This window comes from Lactococcus sp. KTH0-1S, from assembly GCF_052544945.1.
On the sequence record NZ_CP195165.1, the window covers coordinates 574,926 to 591,616 of the forward strand.

At 35.3% G+C, this 16,691-nt stretch carries 19 protein-coding genes and 1 pseudogene; 16 read left to right on the forward strand and 4 right to left on the reverse strand.

Features of this window, described 5'->3' with window-relative positions:
• The first annotated feature begins 21 nt into the window (after positions 1-21).
• The 7 genes and pseudogenes from ACRYLU_RS02965 to serB all read left to right on the forward strand — a co-directional run.
• Positions 22-486, forward strand: a complete 465-nt coding sequence (locus ACRYLU_RS02965) for a GNAT family N-acetyltransferase (protein ID WP_058205285.1) — start codon at positions 22-24, stop codon at positions 484-486.
• 332 nt (positions 487-818) lie between these two features.
• Positions 819-1,403 (forward strand): L-threonylcarbamoyladenylate synthase, encoded by a 585-nt coding sequence (locus tag ACRYLU_RS02970; protein WP_445081369.1) that lies wholly within the window; start codon positions 819-821, stop codon positions 1,401-1,403.
• Between the two features lie 229 nt (positions 1,404-1,632).
• A complete protein-coding gene (gene glyA, locus ACRYLU_RS02975; protein ID WP_445081192.1) occupies positions 1,633-2,880 on the forward strand; it encodes a serine hydroxymethyltransferase in 1,248 nt (415 codons plus the stop codon).
• A gap of 158 nt (positions 2,881-3,038) precedes the next feature.
• Positions 3,039-3,641 (forward strand): lysozyme family protein, encoded by a 603-nt coding sequence (locus ACRYLU_RS02980; RefSeq protein WP_445081193.1) that lies wholly within the window; start codon positions 3,039-3,041, stop codon positions 3,639-3,641.
• A 126-nt stretch (positions 3,642-3,767) separates the two neighbouring features.
• Positions 3,768-4,865, forward strand: coding sequence for a phosphoserine transaminase (gene serC, locus ACRYLU_RS02985; protein ID WP_445081194.1), 1,098 nt, complete (start codon positions 3,768-3,770; stop codon positions 4,863-4,865).
• Positions 4,862-6,058 carry a phosphoglycerate dehydrogenase gene (locus ACRYLU_RS02990; RefSeq protein WP_038599552.1) on the forward strand — a complete coding sequence of 399 codons (1,197 nt, stop codon included), beginning with the start codon at positions 4,862-4,864 and terminating at the stop codon, positions 6,056-6,058. Before serC ends, ACRYLU_RS02990 begins: the two co-directional genes overlap by 4 nt.
• Before the next feature lie 21 nt (positions 6,059-6,079).
• Positions 6,080-6,733 (forward strand): annotated as a pseudogene (serB, locus tag ACRYLU_RS02995) (phosphoserine phosphatase SerB); the annotation flags it as partial.
• A 104-nt stretch (positions 6,734-6,837) separates the two neighbouring features.
• Here the strand turns inward: serB and ACRYLU_RS03000 are convergent.
• Positions 6,838-7,131 carry an acylphosphatase gene (locus ACRYLU_RS03000; RefSeq protein WP_098394077.1) on the reverse strand — a complete coding sequence of 98 codons (294 nt, stop codon included), beginning with the start codon at positions 7,129-7,131 and terminating at the stop codon, positions 6,838-6,840.
• 268 nt (positions 7,132-7,399) lie between these two features.
• Here ACRYLU_RS03000 and ACRYLU_RS03005 point away from each other — a divergent pair, with 268 nt between their 5' ends.
• Entirely contained in the window at positions 7,400-8,158 is a 759-nt protein-coding gene (locus ACRYLU_RS03005; protein ID WP_038599558.1) for a TrmH family RNA methyltransferase, read from the forward strand.
• Positions 8,159-8,250: 92 nt separating this feature from the next.
• A complete protein-coding gene (locus ACRYLU_RS03010) occupies positions 8,251-8,589 on the forward strand; it encodes an inorganic diphosphatase (RefSeq protein WP_324249846.1) in 339 nt (112 codons plus the stop codon).
• A gap of 57 nt (positions 8,590-8,646) precedes the next feature.
• On the opposite strand, the gene ACRYLU_RS03015 is transcribed toward ACRYLU_RS03010, so the two are convergent.
• Together ACRYLU_RS03015 and ACRYLU_RS03020 are read right to left on the reverse strand one after the other, a co-directional pair.
• The gene (locus tag ACRYLU_RS03015; RefSeq protein WP_003129515.1) at positions 8,647-9,090 is read right to left on the reverse strand and encodes a flavodoxin; all 444 of its coding nucleotides are present in this window, start codon (positions 9,088-9,090) and stop codon (positions 8,647-8,649) included.
• Positions 9,091-9,238: 148 nt separating this feature from the next.
• Complete coding sequence (locus tag ACRYLU_RS03020; protein ID WP_058205283.1) at positions 9,239-10,744, reverse strand: MDR family MFS transporter; 1,506 nt, start codon at positions 10,742-10,744, stop codon at positions 9,239-9,241.
• A gap of 213 nt (positions 10,745-10,957) precedes the next feature.
• On the opposite strand from ACRYLU_RS03020, the gene ACRYLU_RS03025 reads away from it, so the two are divergent.
• The 3 genes from ACRYLU_RS03025 (at position 10,958) to ACRYLU_RS03035 (ending at position 13,646) form a co-directional block, all read left to right on the forward strand.
• Positions 10,958-11,584: a TetR/AcrR family transcriptional regulator gene (locus tag ACRYLU_RS03025; protein WP_015425938.1), complete on the forward strand. Its 627-nt coding sequence runs from the start codon at positions 10,958-10,960 to the stop codon at positions 11,582-11,584.
• A gap of 282 nt (positions 11,585-11,866) precedes the next feature.
• The gene (locus ACRYLU_RS03030) at positions 11,867-12,721 is read left to right on the forward strand and encodes a methionyl aminopeptidase (protein WP_038599569.1); all 855 of its coding nucleotides are present in this window, start codon (positions 11,867-11,869) and stop codon (positions 12,719-12,721) included.
• A gap of 31 nt (positions 12,722-12,752) precedes the next feature.
• Positions 12,753-13,646, forward strand: coding sequence for a YihY/virulence factor BrkB family protein (locus ACRYLU_RS03035; protein WP_038599572.1), 894 nt, complete (start codon positions 12,753-12,755; stop codon positions 13,644-13,646).
• Positions 13,647-13,732: 86 nt separating this feature from the next.
• Here ACRYLU_RS03035 and ACRYLU_RS03040 read toward each other — a convergent pair whose 3' ends face one another.
• Positions 13,733-14,179 carry a GtrA family protein gene (locus tag ACRYLU_RS03040; RefSeq protein ID WP_003129522.1) on the reverse strand — a complete coding sequence of 149 codons (447 nt, stop codon included), beginning with the start codon at positions 14,177-14,179 and terminating at the stop codon, positions 13,733-13,735.
• 146 nt (positions 14,180-14,325) lie between these two features.
• Between ACRYLU_RS03040 and ACRYLU_RS03045 the strand changes: the two genes are divergently transcribed.
• The 4 genes from ACRYLU_RS03045 (at position 14,326) to hprK (ending at position 16,660) form a co-directional block, all read left to right on the forward strand.
• The gene (locus ACRYLU_RS03045; protein WP_235589873.1) at positions 14,326-15,048 is read left to right on the forward strand and encodes a TIM44-like domain-containing protein; all 723 of its coding nucleotides are present in this window, start codon (positions 14,326-14,328) and stop codon (positions 15,046-15,048) included.
• A gap of 31 nt (positions 15,049-15,079) precedes the next feature.
• A complete protein-coding gene (locus tag ACRYLU_RS03050; protein WP_038599581.1) occupies positions 15,080-15,355 on the forward strand; it encodes a DUF1294 domain-containing protein in 276 nt (91 codons plus the stop codon).
• A gap of 95 nt (positions 15,356-15,450) precedes the next feature.
• Positions 15,451-15,627, forward strand: a complete 177-nt coding sequence (locus ACRYLU_RS03055; RefSeq protein WP_010905464.1) for a DUF3272 family protein — start codon at positions 15,451-15,453, stop codon at positions 15,625-15,627.
• 103 nt (positions 15,628-15,730) lie between these two features.
• A complete protein-coding gene (gene hprK / locus ACRYLU_RS03060; RefSeq protein ID WP_003129528.1) occupies positions 15,731-16,660 on the forward strand; it encodes an HPr(Ser) kinase/phosphatase in 930 nt (309 codons plus the stop codon).
• The last annotated feature ends 31 nt before the right edge of the window (positions 16,661-16,691 follow it).

The following is a 16,691-nucleotide window of genomic DNA, read 5'->3' on the forward strand; positions in this document are numbered from 1 at the left end:
TTGGTATATTTAAGGAGAAAAATGAATTCTTTAATTTTTGAACAAGTATTTCAGCAAAAAGAAGATTTTTTACCAATATTATTATTAGCTGATGATGGACCACATTTAGAAAATTATCTGGAAAATGGTGATTTATTTACTCTGTCATTAAAAAATGATAAGACCTTTGCTTGTGCTGTAGTCATAAAAAAACAAAAAAATACTTATGAAATTGAGAATTTCGCGGTAGAAACTAGTTTTCAAGGACAAGGATTCGGTCAGGAAATGATGAAACAACTCATCACATATTTGAAAGAGAATTTGGCAGCTGATGAGCTAATTCTTGGGACAGATGATGTTTCAAACAATGTAGCTTTCTATGAAAAATGCGGCTTCACAATTACTCATAAAATTTCCAATTATTTTCTTGATAATTATGATCATCCTATTTTTGAAGGAAAAATTCAGTTAAAAGATAAAATATATTTAAGAAAGAAGTTAAAATGAAAGTTGAAAATGATTTACGAACAATGTCCTCTTTTTTGCAAGTGCAATTAAAAGATATCAAAACTTTGGTTGAGTCAAACAAGATAGACCAAGCTAAAGAAAATTTGAAGTTTGTGCAAGGGGGACTCAATAATTTTGCTAACGAACTTGAAAAAGTCGAAGGTGGATTTTATGGTATTATTGGCTTTCTCTTTCGTCGTCCCTACAAAGTACCCGATGACTTGAAAAATATCAGAGAAAATCTTTTTATTGAAGCAAAAACATTACAAAAAGCACTAGACAAGCAGTCAGAAAAAGAGAATAATAATAAAAATCGTTTATCAGCTAGAGCTATCAAAGCACTAAAATCTGGTCAGTTAGCTATTTTACCAACAGAAACAGTTTACGGTCTCTTTGCAGATGCGATGAATGAAGAAGCAGTCCAAAAACTCTATTCAGTTAAAGGACGTCCAACAGAAAAAGCTTTAAATATGAATATTTCAAGCTTTGAAGATATTTTAAAATATTCAATCAATCAACCAGTTTATCTCCAAAAAATTGTGGATGCCTTTCTTCCTGGACCTCTAACCATTATTTTAGAGGCATCTAAAGATGTTCCTGAATGGATTCATATTGGAAAAAGTACTGTTGGTTTTAGAATGCCAAATATTGCAGTAACTCAAAAAATTATCAAAGAAGTCGGTGTTTTGGTCGGACCTTCTGCCAATTTAAGTGGTTCTAAAAGTCCAAGTTTCTTTGCCGATTTAAGTCCTGAAATTTTAGAAAATGGCGCAGTCGCTGTTCAAGATGATAGCATCTATGGACTAGATACAACAATCATCGATTTGACGCAAGAAAAACCAAAATTACTGCGTCAAGGGGCTGTTACTAAAGAAGAATTACTTCAAAAAGTTCCTGAACTTGGTCAAATTGAATAAAATAAGCTGAAAAAAGTAATCTAAAAATTTCCGAACATTCTTTGGCAATGATGAGATTTACAAGCCAACTTATTTCAAAAAAAAGCCTTTAGCCGATATAATGGTTTTAGAGTTGAAAGTTTGCTTGCGAAAGTAAACTAAAATTAACTGATTAAGTTTATAGCGCCAATGACTATAAAATTCTACTTATATTTTTTAAAATATCCCAAAAGACATACAAGGAGAACCAATGATTTTTGATAAAGAAGATTTTGAAAGTTTTGACCCAGAATTGTGGGCAGCCATTCATGCTGAGGAAATTCGTCAGCAACAAAATATTGAATTAATTGCTTCAGAAAATATTGTTTCAAAAGCAGTTATGGCAGCACAAGGTTCTGTTTTGACAAATAAATATGCCGAAGGTTATCCTGGGAAACGTTACTATGGCGGAACAGAAGCGGTTGATGTTGTAGAAAATTTGGCGATTGAACGAGCAAAAGAACTTTTCGGTGCAAAATTTGCCAATGTTCAACCTCATTCAGGGTCTCAAGCCAATGCGGCAGCTTATATGGCATTAATTCAACCTGGAGACACAGTCTTAGGAATGGATTTAAATGCTGGCGGTCACTTGACTCATGGGGCTTCAGTCAATTTTTCAGGAAAAACTTATCATTTTGTTCCTTATGGAGTTAATTCTGAAACTGAGCTTTTAGATTATGATGAAATTTTAAAAATTGCTAAAGAAGTTCAACCTAAACTGATTGTTGCTGGCGCTTCTGCCTATTCACGCCTGATTGATTTTGCTAAGTTCCGTGAAATTGCTGATAGCGTTGGAGCAAAATTAATGGTTGATATGGCTCATATTGCTGGATTGGTAGCGACTGGTGCGCACCCTAATCCTCTTCCTTATGCTGATGTCGTTACAACAACAACACATAAAACCCTTCGTGGGCCTCGTGGTGGAATGATTTTGACTAACGATGAAGCTTTGGCCAAGAAAATTAACTCTGCAATCTTCCCTGGAACTCAAGGTGGGCCTTTAGAACATGTCATTGCAGCAAAAGCAGTAGCTTTTAAAGAAGCACTTGACCCAGAATTCACGACCTATATTGAACAAGTCATTAAAAATACGCAAGCAATGGCTGAGGAATTTGCTAAAGTGGAAGGCTTACGATTGATAGCTGGTGGTTCAGATAATCATTTGCTTAATCTTAAAGTTTTAGACTTAGGAATTAATGGGAAAGAAGCTCAAGATTTATTGGATAGTGTTCACATCACACTCAATAAAGAAGCAATTCCTGATGAAACATTATCACCATTTAAAACTTCAGGGGTGCGAATTGGAGCAGCAGCAATTACTTCAAGAGGATTTAAAGAAGCTGAAGCGAGAAGGGTGGCACAATTGGTGTCGGAAGCTTTGGTTAATCATGATAATCAAGAAAAACTTGCGGAAGTTAGAAAAGCAGCTTTAGAACTGACTCGTCAATTTCCCTTATAATATTAAAAAATTAGACAAAGAAAATTTGTCTATTTTTTAATATTAAGCTAAATTTAAAAGAGAAGTGTTATAATAAATTATATATAAAAATGACTGCAAAAAAATAATGATATGTGCTAGTAAAGAATAAGAGCGGTCAGAAAATTTAGGTAAGTGAAATGTTTAAAAAATTAATTGGATTAATAGTGCTGATACTTCTTGTATTCAGTGGTTTTTATGTTTACCGTATGCATGAAAATGTGAAACACGTAATGTCTTATGAGGCAGAAGTCGAAAAAACCCTTAAAGCACAAGGCTTGAGTGGTGATACAAAGTTGGCTTTGGCAATTATTTATACAGAAACTAAAGGAAAACAAGTTGATATTATGCAATCAAGTGAAAGCTTGAATGGTACAACAAATACTTTCTCAACAGAACAAGAAAGTATTAAACAAGGTATTTCTAATTTGTCAAAAGTTTTAGAATATGCTTCACAAAAAAAGGTTAACGCTTGGGCAGGAGTTCAGGCTTATAACTATGGGAAGGCCTATGTTGATTACATAGCTGCTCATGGTGGAAAGAACACTATCGCTCTTTCTAAGGATTATTCTCGTGATGTCGTTGCGCCAAGTTTAGGAAATACAACGGGTGAAACTTATTATCATTTGACTCTGGATTCATTGATTTATAATAAAGGAAAACTCTACTCTAATGGTGGGAATATTTTCTATGCCAAAGAGGTTGAATGGAACATGCTCTTACTTGATTTATTAAATTGGTAAATTACTGTTAAGGCAGAAAAACACAGTTGACTGTGGTTTTTTGTCGAACAGTATTTTTTTATATTTGAATTATCAGAAAATTATACTATAATAGTGATTAATAAATAATTTGAGGAAGTGAAATCGATGATTTATAATTTTGGTGCAGGACCCAGTGTACTTCCAAAGGAAGTCTTGAAGAAGGTTCAAGAAGAACTGTTAGACTTTGAAAAAAGTGGCATGTCAGTGATGGAAATTTCGCATCGCTCCAAGGCTTTCCAAAAAGTAATTGATGAGGCTGAGAACGATTTGCGTGATTTGATGTTGATTCCTCAAAACTATAAAATTTTGTTTTTACAAGGGGGAGCTTCCAGTCAATTTTCAATGGTTCCAATGAATTTGGCAATTGGCCAAAAGGCTTATTACAATATTTCGGGGGCCTTTGGTGAAAAGGCTTATGATGAAGCAGTGAAATTGAGTCATTTCCTTGATTTGATGCCGATTAGTTTGGGCTCAACTAAAAAAGATAATTATAATCATCTATTGAAAATTGATAAATCTAAAATTGATGAAAAAAATGGGGCCTATCTTCATTTGACAACGAATAATACGATTGAAGGAACAAGTATTTTTCCTGAAAATTTGCCTGAGTTTGCAAGCCTTCCTTTGGTTGCTGATATGAGTTCAAATATTTTGGCGGTTGATTATGATGTGAGTAAATTTGGCTTAATTTACGCTGGAGCTCAGAAAAATTTAGGTATTGCTGGTTTAACCATTGTCATTATTCGGGAAGACTTACTGAATGAAGCTGAAAGCCTCTCATCAATGATGGATTATCAGATTTTGGCTAAAAATGGCTCGATGTACAATACCCCACCGACTTTTGCTATTTATGTGGCCGGGCTGGTTTTCAAATGGGTAAAAGCGCAAGGTGGCGTAAAAAAACTCGAAGAAATGAATCAGAGAAAAGCTCAATTGTTGTATGATTTAATTGACCAATCTGACTTTTATCAGAACCCAATCAAAAATAAAGATGAGCGGTCGATTTGCAATGTTGTTTTTACAAGTCCAAACCAAGAATTGGATGAGCTATTCACCCAAAAAGCTGAAGAAAAAGGTTTTAAATCACTCAAAGGTCATCGTTCCGTGGGAGGAATGAGAGCAAGTATTTACAACGCTTTTCCTTTAGAGGGGGTTGTTGAACTAGTGAAATTTATGAAAGAATTTGAAGAGGAATATAAATGACTTATCATATCAAAACAATTGGAAATAATATCGACCAAATCGCATTAGATGAAATTGGCGAAGGCTTTCTTGTTAATCAAGTGTCAGAAGCTGAATCTGACGCATTTATTTGTCGTGCTCAGCCTTTCCACGATTATGAATTTTCAAAAGCGCTTTTGGCGATTGGACGTGCTGGTGCTGGTTTTAATAATATTCCGATAGAAAAGTGTGCCAGTAAAGGGATTGTAGTCTTTAATGCGCCTGGAGGAAATGCCAATGCGGTTAAAGAATTAGTTTTGTCAATGATGATTTTTGGAACCCGTAATTTAAAACCAGCAAATAAATGGTTGACAGGTCAAAAAGGCGATGATAAAGTCATTGATGAGGCGGTTGAACATGGGAAAAAGGCATTTTCCGGTTCAGAAATTTCAGGGAAAACTTTAGGAGTAATTGGCCTTGGAAATATTGGTTCAAAAGTTGCCAATGATGCACAGCGTTTAGGAATGAAAGTTATTGGTTATGACCCATATCTTTCAATTGAGCACGCTTGGAACTTGTCACACCATGTTAAAAGAGTGAATGATTTGGCTGAGATTTTTGAGAAGGCAGATTATATCACGGTTCATACGCCAGCGACGGATGAAACGACGAAAATGCTCAATTGGAAAAATTTATCTAAGTGTAAAAAGGGAGTGATTTTGCTCAATTTTGCACGAGATGAGATTACGGATAAAGAAGCAGTGCTTAAGGCGATTGATGAAGGAATTGTCCGCTTTTTTGGAACGGATTTTGGTTCTGAAAAATTCTATCATCATCCACAAGTTTTTTTAACTCCTCATTTAGGTGGTTCAACGGCGGAAGCGAGTTTAAATTGCACAAGAATGGCTCTGGATTCTGTTCAAACTTATTTGAAAACTGGCGAAATTATTAATTCAGTCAATTTTCCACGTGTTTTACAAGAGTTGAATACCCCTTATCGTGTGACCTTAATCAATAAAAATGTGCCTAATGTTGTGGCTCAAATTTCACTTGCGGTGGCCGCAGAAAATATTAACATTGCTAATATTGTTAATCGTGGTCAAGGAGATTATGCCTATACTTTACTTGATTTGGATGAAAAAGATGAAGGAAAGTTGGCGGCTTTAGTTTCACGTTTTGAGGCTTCTGATAATATTATTCGTGTTCGCTTAATTGAAAATCAGAATTTATTTTAAAAAACGAATGGAAAAAGGAAGAAAATGGCTGCAAAAGGATTACTTGTGATGGATGTGGATAGCACATTGATTGAAGAGGAGGTCATTGATCTCTTAGGGGAAAAAGCGGGTGTGGGTGATAAGATTTCAGAAATTACGGCTGCCGCTATGTCTGGCGAAATTGATTTTAAGGAATCTTTGAGAGAAAGAGTGGCTTTGCTTTCTGGTTTGCCCACAACTATTTTTGACGATGTTTACAAAGAAATTCATTTAACTAAGGGTGCAACGGGATTAATTGAAACTTTGCATGCGAAAGGCTGGAAAGTTGGCCTTGTTTCTGGTGGCTTTCATGAAATAGTGGATAAAATCGCGAGAGATTTAAAAATAGATTATGTTTTTGCTAATCGTTTGTCTGTGGAAAATGGCCATTTGACTGGAAAAACTCATGGGACAGTTGTGGATAAAGATTTCAAAGTTGATAGGCTCAAACAATGGGCAAATGAAAATAAGTTGAATTTATCTGAGGTTATTGCTGTAGGTGATGGCGCAAATGATATTCCAATGCTTAATACAGCTGGTATTGGGATTGCCTTTTGTGCAAAACCTGCGGTCAAAGCTGCTGTTTCCTATCATATTGATAAGCGAAATTTACTGACCGTTTTGGAATTTGTGGATAAACTTGCTGATAAAGAATAAAATGTAAATGTAAAAAATTACTGACGGAATTCCCGTCAGTAATTTTTCTATACTCGTCTTGGTCGCATTGAACTGACAAGCTTTTTGTCAGTGTTTTTTTATTTCTAATATTTGATATTGAAGTCTGTGAAATCAGGGAAATTTGCGGGGCTTGATCTGACATCAGTGACTTTAGCAAAGGGTGAAAGACGTCCTTTACTTGATTTTTCCCCACGAACAATGGCAGTGAATTCTTCTAATTTTTTTTCATCCTCTGTTTGCGCGAGTATTTCAACTGTACCGTCATCATTATTCCAAACGCGCCCTAAAATGCCCAGTTCACGCGCACTTATGATAACAAAATAACGAAATCCGACGCCCTGAACACGCCCAGAAACAATCATATTTACTTTGAACATTTTAATACCTCCTAGCTTTGCCTTGTTGAAATGATAATGGTTAAAACGTTTTCTTTTATTATAACATAAGCACCAGCAAGATTGACAAAAATCTGATAAAAGTTTCACTGCCTATGCTTCGCTGTCCTAACCAAAGGGATCTATGTTCTTCACAAGTCACAAATACTCAGCGGAAAATGATTGTTTCCACTTCATTTGATTATCAATGCAATGGATACTGGCAATGTAAAACTTTGTTTCGCCTTACTGGCTATGATATAATTGGAGAATGGAAATCATCAGTTCAAAAGATAATAAAAAAATTAAAGAAGCAAGAAAATTGCTGACAAAAAAATACCGCAAAAATTCATATCTCATCGAAGGCTTTCATTTGTTGGAGGAAGCGCTGAAAGCTGGTCGTTCAATAAAGCAAATTTTTGTTGAAGAAAATAAACTGACTAAACTGACAGAAATGATTGGGTCTGAAAAATCACTGACAGACTTATCTGTAAATCTGGTCAGTAAAGAAGTGTTGAAATCTTTAGCTGACAGCGAAAGTCCACAAGGACTGATTGCTGAAGTGACAAAAATTGAAGAAGTCATTGATTTTTCAGCAGCAAAATTTTTACTTTTAGAAAACGTACAAGACCCAGGAAATGTAGGGACAATGATTAGAACAGCTGATGCGGCTGGATTTTCGGCTGTGATATTACTTGGCGAAACCGCAGATATTTACAGTCCAAAGGTCATGCGGTCTATGCAAGGCTCAAATTTTCATTTGCCGCTTGTACGAATGGCTAAAGAAGATTGTTTTGCTCAACTTAAAAAATCAGGCATTTCAATATTGACGACCACGCTGTCAGCAAATTCTGTGTCTTATAAAGTAATCAATGAACCACGCTTCGCTTTGCTTATGGGAAATGAAGGGGCCGGAGTCTCTGACGAAGCCGTTAAAGCTGCTGACAAACTCGTTCATATTGACATGTCAGGGCAAGCAGAATCTTTAAATGTGGCTGTAGCAGCTGGAATTTTGATGTTTTCATTATAAAATTACTGACAGAAACTCCTAGCATATTCGTAAGCGCTCAAGCGCTAACGACTATCCTATGACAGAAATTTTCTCGGTGCTGTCAGTAAAAAATGGAGGTGGGTATGAAGATTTACACTGCAAAAATGGACCGCCCAATGGGTTATGTTCATCATGGAACAACTTATCCAATAAATTACGGATACATTGAAGGAATTATTGCTGGTGATGGCGAAGAACAAGATGTTTATATTTTGTCAAATTTGCCAGAAAATCAAAAAGCCCTGACAAATTTTACTGGCAAGCTCATTGCTATTATCCACAGAAAAGATGATGTCGAAGACAAATGGGTACTGACCAGTCCAACTGAAAATTTCACAAAATCAGAAATTGAACAAGCAATTCATTTTCAAGAACAATATTTTGACAGTGAGATTGAAATGGTCAAATAAATAAAAAATTACTGACAGAAAACCTGTCAGTAATTTTTATTACTTATCTTAGCTCAATCAGTTAAAGTGAGCCGCCAAAGTTTCCGCAAAGGCTTCGAGATGAGCTTCATCTTCATCTTCAGGAGACAAGTCAACACGAACAAGCTCAGCTCCTTTTGTTGCGCCAGTTTTTTCAAATTGCGCTTCAAACATATCGACACAGATACAGAAGTCATCATAGAAAGTATCACCTGACCCGAAACAACCGTAAATTTTACCAGATAAATCAACCTCAGCTAATTCTTCATAAAAATCCACAATTTCGTCAGGTAATTCACCGTCACCGTAAGTGTAAGTTCCAACGATACAAAGATCAGCATCAGCCATCTCATCGGCATCAACAGAAGAACATTCGTCAAGTTCTACTTCAAAACCTAATTCTTCAAGTTTATCAGCGACAATATCGGCACAAGCTTCAGTATTTCCTGTCATACTTGCATATACAATTTTTGCTAATGGCATTTTTTCACTCTCCTATAAGATGCAAGGAGCCATACAATTTAGCGCTCCAAGCTCAGTTAATTGATTAAAGTTCATCTATCTATTATTGAGATAATTCAATTCAATTATATCAAAAAACAAGTGAAATCAAAGCTAAAAACTACGAATTTTATTTGTTGACCTTCTTTTGTGAAAGGAACATGGCTGGAATAGCAATCACAATTAAAACAATCGAAGAGACAAGAAAGCCAAGTTGATAACCATTAAGCGTGACCGCTTTTTCAACAGAAGTTTTTGCTCTTGCAATGACAGTCGGTGTTAAATTGGTGTGCATCGCCGCTAATTGATGGAGTTTAGTTGTCATTTGTCCAGCAATTTCAGACGTCACAACCGCAGTCACAACTGCCGAGATGACAGCTGAACCAAAAGATGAACCAACGTTTTGAATGATTCTTTGTCCTACTGATGCACCAGGAATATCTTGTTTGTCTAAACCAATGAAAATATCAGTCATCATTGGCATTTGCAAACCACCAATTCCCATTCCACGAACAAATAAAACCAATCCCAACCAAATCAAATTTGTATTTTCGTGAACAAAAATGAAAGGAATTGTTCCAAGAAGGGAAATAGCCAGGGAAACAAGTACTACAGGACGAGCTCCCATACGGTCAATCATCTTCCCAATCAAAGGTCGGGTCACCATCATACCAAGCCCTTGAGGAATCAACATTAGACCTGCTTCAACGGCTGTAAAGCCTTTTGTATTTTGAAAGAAAAGTGGCAGTAAAAGCATAGGTCCATTAGAAGCAATCCCAGCTAAAAAGATTCCAATATTCGCTGCAGTGAAGTTTTTAGATTTGAAAAATCTGAGCGGAAGAACAGTATTATTTTTGCGAATGCGATTATAAATTCCGTAAATAACAAACAAGGCTAAGCCAATGATGACAAAAGTAATCATTTGACTATTGAAAAAATTTTTAGCATTAGTCGAACCCTTCATCATTCCGTAAATTAAGCCCACAGAACCACCTGCCAAAAGGAGTGTTCCAAACCAATCTAGTTTTGCTTTTGGGTTGAAAGGTTTGAAAGAAGTCAGATAAAAATGATTAAGGAGGACTGAAATAATTACGACCGGAATATTGACATAGAAAATCCAGTGCCAATTTGCTCCAGATACAATTGCACCACCAAGTACTGGCCCGATAATTGGTCCAAGAATAATAGGAGTTGAGACAACGGCCATCAATTGACCAAGTTTATCTGGAGGCGTAATTTGCATTAGCAGGGTTGTCATCAGTAAAGTGATAAAACCAGCTGAGAATCCTTGAACAGCTCGAAAAATGATAAAGCTATCAATATTCCAAGCAATTCCAGATAAAAAGCTAAAAAGTCCAAAACTAAGGAGTGACCACTGCATTACTTTTTTTCCATCAATGTGATTGACAACATAACCACAGACAGGGACGGCTACAGCAAGTGCAAGAACATAGCCTGTAATTGCCCACTGAATCATGTCTAGTGAAGTATGTAAGTCACTTTGAAGTTTGTTGATTGCGATATTGACCATGGTTGAATCAAGCATTGGAGCAATAGCACCAACGACTAAAATCCAAGCATTTCGCGTCAATTCCTTTGGCAATTTTTCTTTTTCATTCTTTTTTGATTTTGCCATATTAATCCTTTCTTTCGTCTGAGCGAAAACTAAGTTATCGAAACTTAGGAATTATAATTTAAAAATAACATACATTTTGTATCTTAAATACAAAATTATTATAAACCTAAGAATAAGTTTTGTCAATAATAAGATTCTTTTTGTATCTAATTTGATTTATTGGTATTAGCTAGAGATGATGTTATAATAGAATTAAGAAACAAGAGGTCTCTTATGTTTGAAGAAAAAGAAAAAAAATCACCTAGTCATTCTCGAAGAAGAGGGGATGAACTTAAGAAGGCAATTTATAAAGCGGCAGTTCATATTTTAGAAAATGAAGGCTACGAAAAAGTAACCTTTCAAAATGTTGCAAAAGAAGCCAAAACCACTCGAAGTGTACTTTATCGTTATTGGGATGATGTCTTTGACTTAATTTTTGAAGCTGTCCGTTTCAATATTTCACAAAATCCTGAGTGGCGAGGAAATGTGATAGACCAAGAAATTAACAGTGGGAGCTTGCGGCAAGATTTAATTGAACTTTTAACCTTTATGAGAGAAAATTTTAAACTCTATCCCAAAGGATTTCTGGCCTTTGTTTCATTTATGCAGTCACAAGGAAAAAATGTTCTTGAATCGACCGTTGGCAATGTCCTTCCAAGTAATCTGATTATTATGGAACGCTTGCTTGCAAGGGCTCAGGAAAGAGGGGAAGCGCGTGAAAAAATTGGACAAACAGCTAAGCTTTTACCTTTCCAGATGACCCGTTATCATATGCTCCTTGAAGGTCAATCCATGAATGATAAGCAAATTAATGAATTGGTAGATGAAGTTTTACTGCCAATTTATATAAAAAACACCTAGTTATAGGGAAATTTATGGTAAAATAAAGTGTATTTATACTAAATAGACTGTTTTGGATTACAAAAAAATCTGTTCAGTTGAATTAGCATTCAAAGTAATTTTGAAAAGGCTCATGATTGTCGAAGAAAATTCTTATAGATAAAGTCATAAATACTATCTTATAAGGATTCAGTAACCCCAGTAAATGAAAATTTATTTTTCGATGAAGTATGCGTCACTTCAAAATATTAATTTAAATAAAAAGAACTGAGTTTTCTCAGAACTTTAGAAGGAAAGAATAAATTGATTACATTAAAATCGCAACGTGAAATCGAGCAAATGGAACGTAGTAGCAAAATTTTGGCAGATATCCACATTGGGCTTCGTGAGTTGATTAAACCAGGGATTGACATGTGGGAAATTGAAGAATATGTCCGCAAAGTTTGTAAAGAAAAAAATGTTTTACCTTTACAAATCGGAGTGGATGAAGGAAATTATAATCCATTCCCTTATGCTACTTGCTGTTGTTTGAATGATGAAGTGGCTCACGCATTTCCACGTCATCAAATTCTTAAAGAGGGTGATTTGATTAAAGTGGACATGGTTCTCGGGTTGGTTGAAGATGGTTCTGTTGATGTTTCAAAACTTAATTTTGACGATGCTGAATCAATGGTTAAATACCAAGAAGAATTCCGCGGTGGCGTTGCTGACTCTTGCTGGGCTTATGCTGTAGGCCAAGTTTCTGACGAAGTGAAAAACTTGATGGATGTGACCCGCGAATGTCTCTATCTTGGAATTGAACAAGCCAAAGTAGGCAACCGTATTGGTGATATTGGGGCAGCTATTCAAGAATATGCTGAAAGTCGTGGCTATGGTGTTGTTCGTGACCTTGTAGGGCATGGCGTTGGGCCAACAATGCATGAAGAACCAATGGTGCCCCACTACGGACGTGCTGGACGTGGACTTCGTTTACGCGAAGGAATGGTCTTAACCATTGAACCAATGATTAACACTGGAGGCTGGGAAATTGACCATGATGGTGAACGTGGTTACGTTACACTTGACGGAAGTTTATCATGTCAATACGAACACCAGTTTGTTATCACTAAAGATGGTCCTGTGATTTTGACTTCTCAAGGCGAAGAACGGACTTATTAAGAAATAAAGGGAAAAATAGATGAGAGGAAAGATGAAAAAAGTTCTACAAAAAATTTCTGAACTAACGACAACTTTTATGACTTTTTTCAAAAGTTCAGAAATGAGTCTGTCTTCAATTGCTGTTGCTTATTACCTTTTACTTGCAATCTTTCCTCTAGGATTGATTGTCGGAAATATTTTACCCTTCTTACATATCAATACAACAGCTTTATTGAGTTTTTTATCTGAGCAACTCCCAAGTGATGTTTACAAAGGAATTGAACCAGTCATTAATAATCTCTTAAATCAAAGAAATACAGGCTTACTTTCACTCTCTGTTTTAGCAGGCTTTTGGACCTTTTCAAGGGCCTTATCTGCTCTACAAATGTCAATGAATAAAGCTTATGAAGTCTTTAATCATCGAGATTTTATTGTCAGTCGAATTATCGGTTTAGCTGCCGGATTTGCGATTTTACTCTTTCTTTACTTTTCAATTGTTCTCTCTACTTTTGGACAATTAATTCTCGAACAAGTTCATCGCTTATTTCCTTTTGATGATCATCTCTACCGAACGTTACACAATATGACTTTACCAGCGATTGCTGTAGCAACCTTTTTATCTTTGATGATGCTTTATTTTATCCTACCAAATGTTAAAATAAGAAAATTGAGATACACCATGCCTGGAACAATATTTTCAACCTTTGTTCTTGTTTTTCTAACCAACTGGATTGCAAAATATGTTAGCTTTGCTCTTCAGCGATTAGATGACTTGAAATTGATTGGGTCATTGGTTGTCTTTGCACTGATGATTTGGTTTATTTTCATTGCCCGCGTTCTGATTATTGGTGCCATATTAAATGCTGTTTATCAAAAAACAAAAGTTGGTAAGATTGAAACACGACGTGGTGAAATTGTTGAATTCATCAAGGAAATTAGAAAATAAGAAAACTGATAAAAATGAAAAAATACTGACAGAAAATCTGTCAGTATTTTTTTATCTAATATAATTTCTATCAGTAAAAAAAATAGTTATTCTGTTAAATTTTTATCTTTTTTGAAGACAAAGAATTTTGAATAAAGATAGTTAATAACAATAATTAAAACTTGAACGACGAGGTTAAGAGCAGCAACCATATTATTTTTAGAAAGTCCAAAAAGATTCATCAAAATATCAGGATGTTGGTCAATGAACCACCAGTTAATAAAGATGGATAGGAGTAAAAGAACAATTCGTCCTGAAGTAAAATTGATGAAATCACGTAATAAGTTTGATGATTCATGTTTGAAAACAAAAAGTTTATTGGTAAAAAATGCAAAAATAATACTTGAAGCTTGAGCGGCAGTTTCTGAACCCCAGCCAGAATGCCAAGCTTGCCAAGTTAACCATTTGACAAAAGCATAGACTGCTGTTGCTAGGACTCCAAAAATGAGATATCTAACAGTTTCAGACTTAAAAAGATTCATGAGTTTTTTCATGAGGTAATTATATCACACTCTTTTAATAGACTCCACTAAAAGTAGCAATTTAACAGATGTTTCAAATAAAAAGGGAAATAGGGTATAATAACAAAATAAATGTAATAAAATCAGTGACAAAGAAAAGGAAATAATTTTTGAATCAAATGATGAAGAAAGTGGTTGTTTTATTGCTCATCAGTGGCTTAGTTTTAGTCACACCTCATGCTTTTGCAACAGCAGGAGGATTTCGAGGGGGAGGAAATAGAAGTACAAGAACTGGCGGTAATTTTGGAGGTAGCAACACTAACAGTCATTATAATAATACAGGTTCTAATAGCTATACTTCTAATTCTAGGACATCTAGAATGGGGAGCAGATATAATAGAAATAGTATTTTTAGTGGGCTTGTTGCACTAATCGCCCTAGCTTTTTATTTTTTGAAAAAAAATCTTAAACTTTCTTTTAGAAAAAAAGAGTATTATCAGGAAAAGACATTAAATGATTCAGCTTTGTCAGCAGAAATAGAAGCAATTTTTCTAAAAGTTCAAGATGCTTGGGATAAACAAGACTTACGTGTTTTGTCAGCATCTTATGGTGATAATTTATATGAAAAACATGAAAAAATTCTCCAAAAGATGAGTGACAAAGGTCAAATTAATCACACACGTAGTGTAGTTTTGGATGGAATCACGCGTTATAAGGAAGTAAAAGATAATCAATTTGAAGTTGATCTCTATTTTGTAGCTATTGACTACCTTGTTTCTGTTAATTCTGGTCAAATTATTGCGGGAAATACTCAGGAAAGACGGGCGTTTAAACAACGTTGGACTTTTAATGGTCAAAAAGGGGCTCTTCGAGTTGAGAAAATGAAAGAATTTAAAATCTAATGATATTTAGTATAGATGTGAAGGGAGAAAAATGATGCTTTATTTATTAGTTTTATTAGCAGTTTGGAATCTTATTGTTTTTGTTTTTTATGCGGTGGATAAGTACAAGGCCCAACATCATCTGTGGAGAATTCCTGAAAAAGTTTTACTTGCACAAGCACTTTTAGGTGGAGGGATTGGAGCAATTTTGGCTGGGCATCTCTGTCATCATAAAACTAGAAAATGGTATTTCAATTTCTCATGGTACGTGGGACTATTGGTTGATGCTGGACTTATCTTTTTAATTATCAAATTCTTTGCTAAATAAATCATCAAATGAAAAGTTTTTTAGAAAATAAAAAGCTTTTTATTATTCAACACAATCCATTGACATTTCTGGCTTAAAAATGTCATAATAGAGGCATGCCTAAACAACGATTTTATTCTTTTATGATTGGAACGGTACTTGAAGCTTGGATTTTTAGCTGGTCCTTCCTATCTGCTTCGTGGTTTTTAGCCACGTTTTTCGGCTTTCTTTTAGTCCGCCGAATCTTCCTTGCTTATCGCTTGGATAAATTTATACGTGATATGAAAATGTGATTTTTATCACAATTTTTATTATAAAAGTACTGACAAAGTTTTATGACGAAAAAATATTCTCTGTCAGTTGTTCTTATTTATGAAATAATAGGGGAGACTTACAATGGCGGTTTCAGTTCAAGATTTACTTGACAAAATTCATTTTCATGTGATTTACTCAACAGAAACAGCATTACAAAAAGAAATTACAACTTCAGAAATTATGCGCCCGGGTTTAGAAATGGCTGGGTATTTTGATTATTTCACACCCGAACGAATTCAACTTTTTGGGATGAAAGAATGGTCATACATGATGACGGTAGTTGGAGATAATCGCTATGACCTCTTGAAAAAAGTCATGGCCAAAGAAACACCGGTTGTTATTGTTGCACGTAATTTAGAAATTCCTAGTGAAATGGTGGCAGCAGCTAAAAAGTCTGACATTGTTTTACTTCAATCGCGTGAAGCAACCAGCCGATTGAACTCAGTATTGACCTCATTTCTTGATGAACGTTTAGCTGAAAGAACGACTGTTCATGGTGTTTTGATGGACATTTTTGGGGTCGGCGTTCTTATTCAAGGGGCTAGTGGGATTGGTAAATCAGAAACTGGTCTTGAGTTAGTCAAACGTGGCCACCGATTAGTTGCTGATGACCGTGTAGATGTTTTTCAACGGGATGCATTCACACTTTCTGGGGAACCCGCAGAAATTTTGCGCAATATGATTGAAATTCGTGGCGTTGGGATTATTGACGTGATGAGTCTTTTTGGTGCTGGTGCTGTTAAAGATTCAACGGATATTGATATGGCTATATATTTAGAATACTACGATAAGGAAAAAGCTTTTGACCGTTTGGGAAATGCACCGACTATTGTTGAATTTTCTGACGTTGAAGTCCCACAAACCCGTATTCCTGTAAAAACTGGGCGTAATGTGTCAGTAATTGTTGAAGCTGCGGTTATGAATTTTAGAGCTAAGCAAATGGGCTTTGATGCAACAAAAACTTTTGAAGACCGTCTCACTGATTTAATCAGTCATAATAAAGAATCATAAGATAAAAACTTAGAAATTACTGACAGAAATT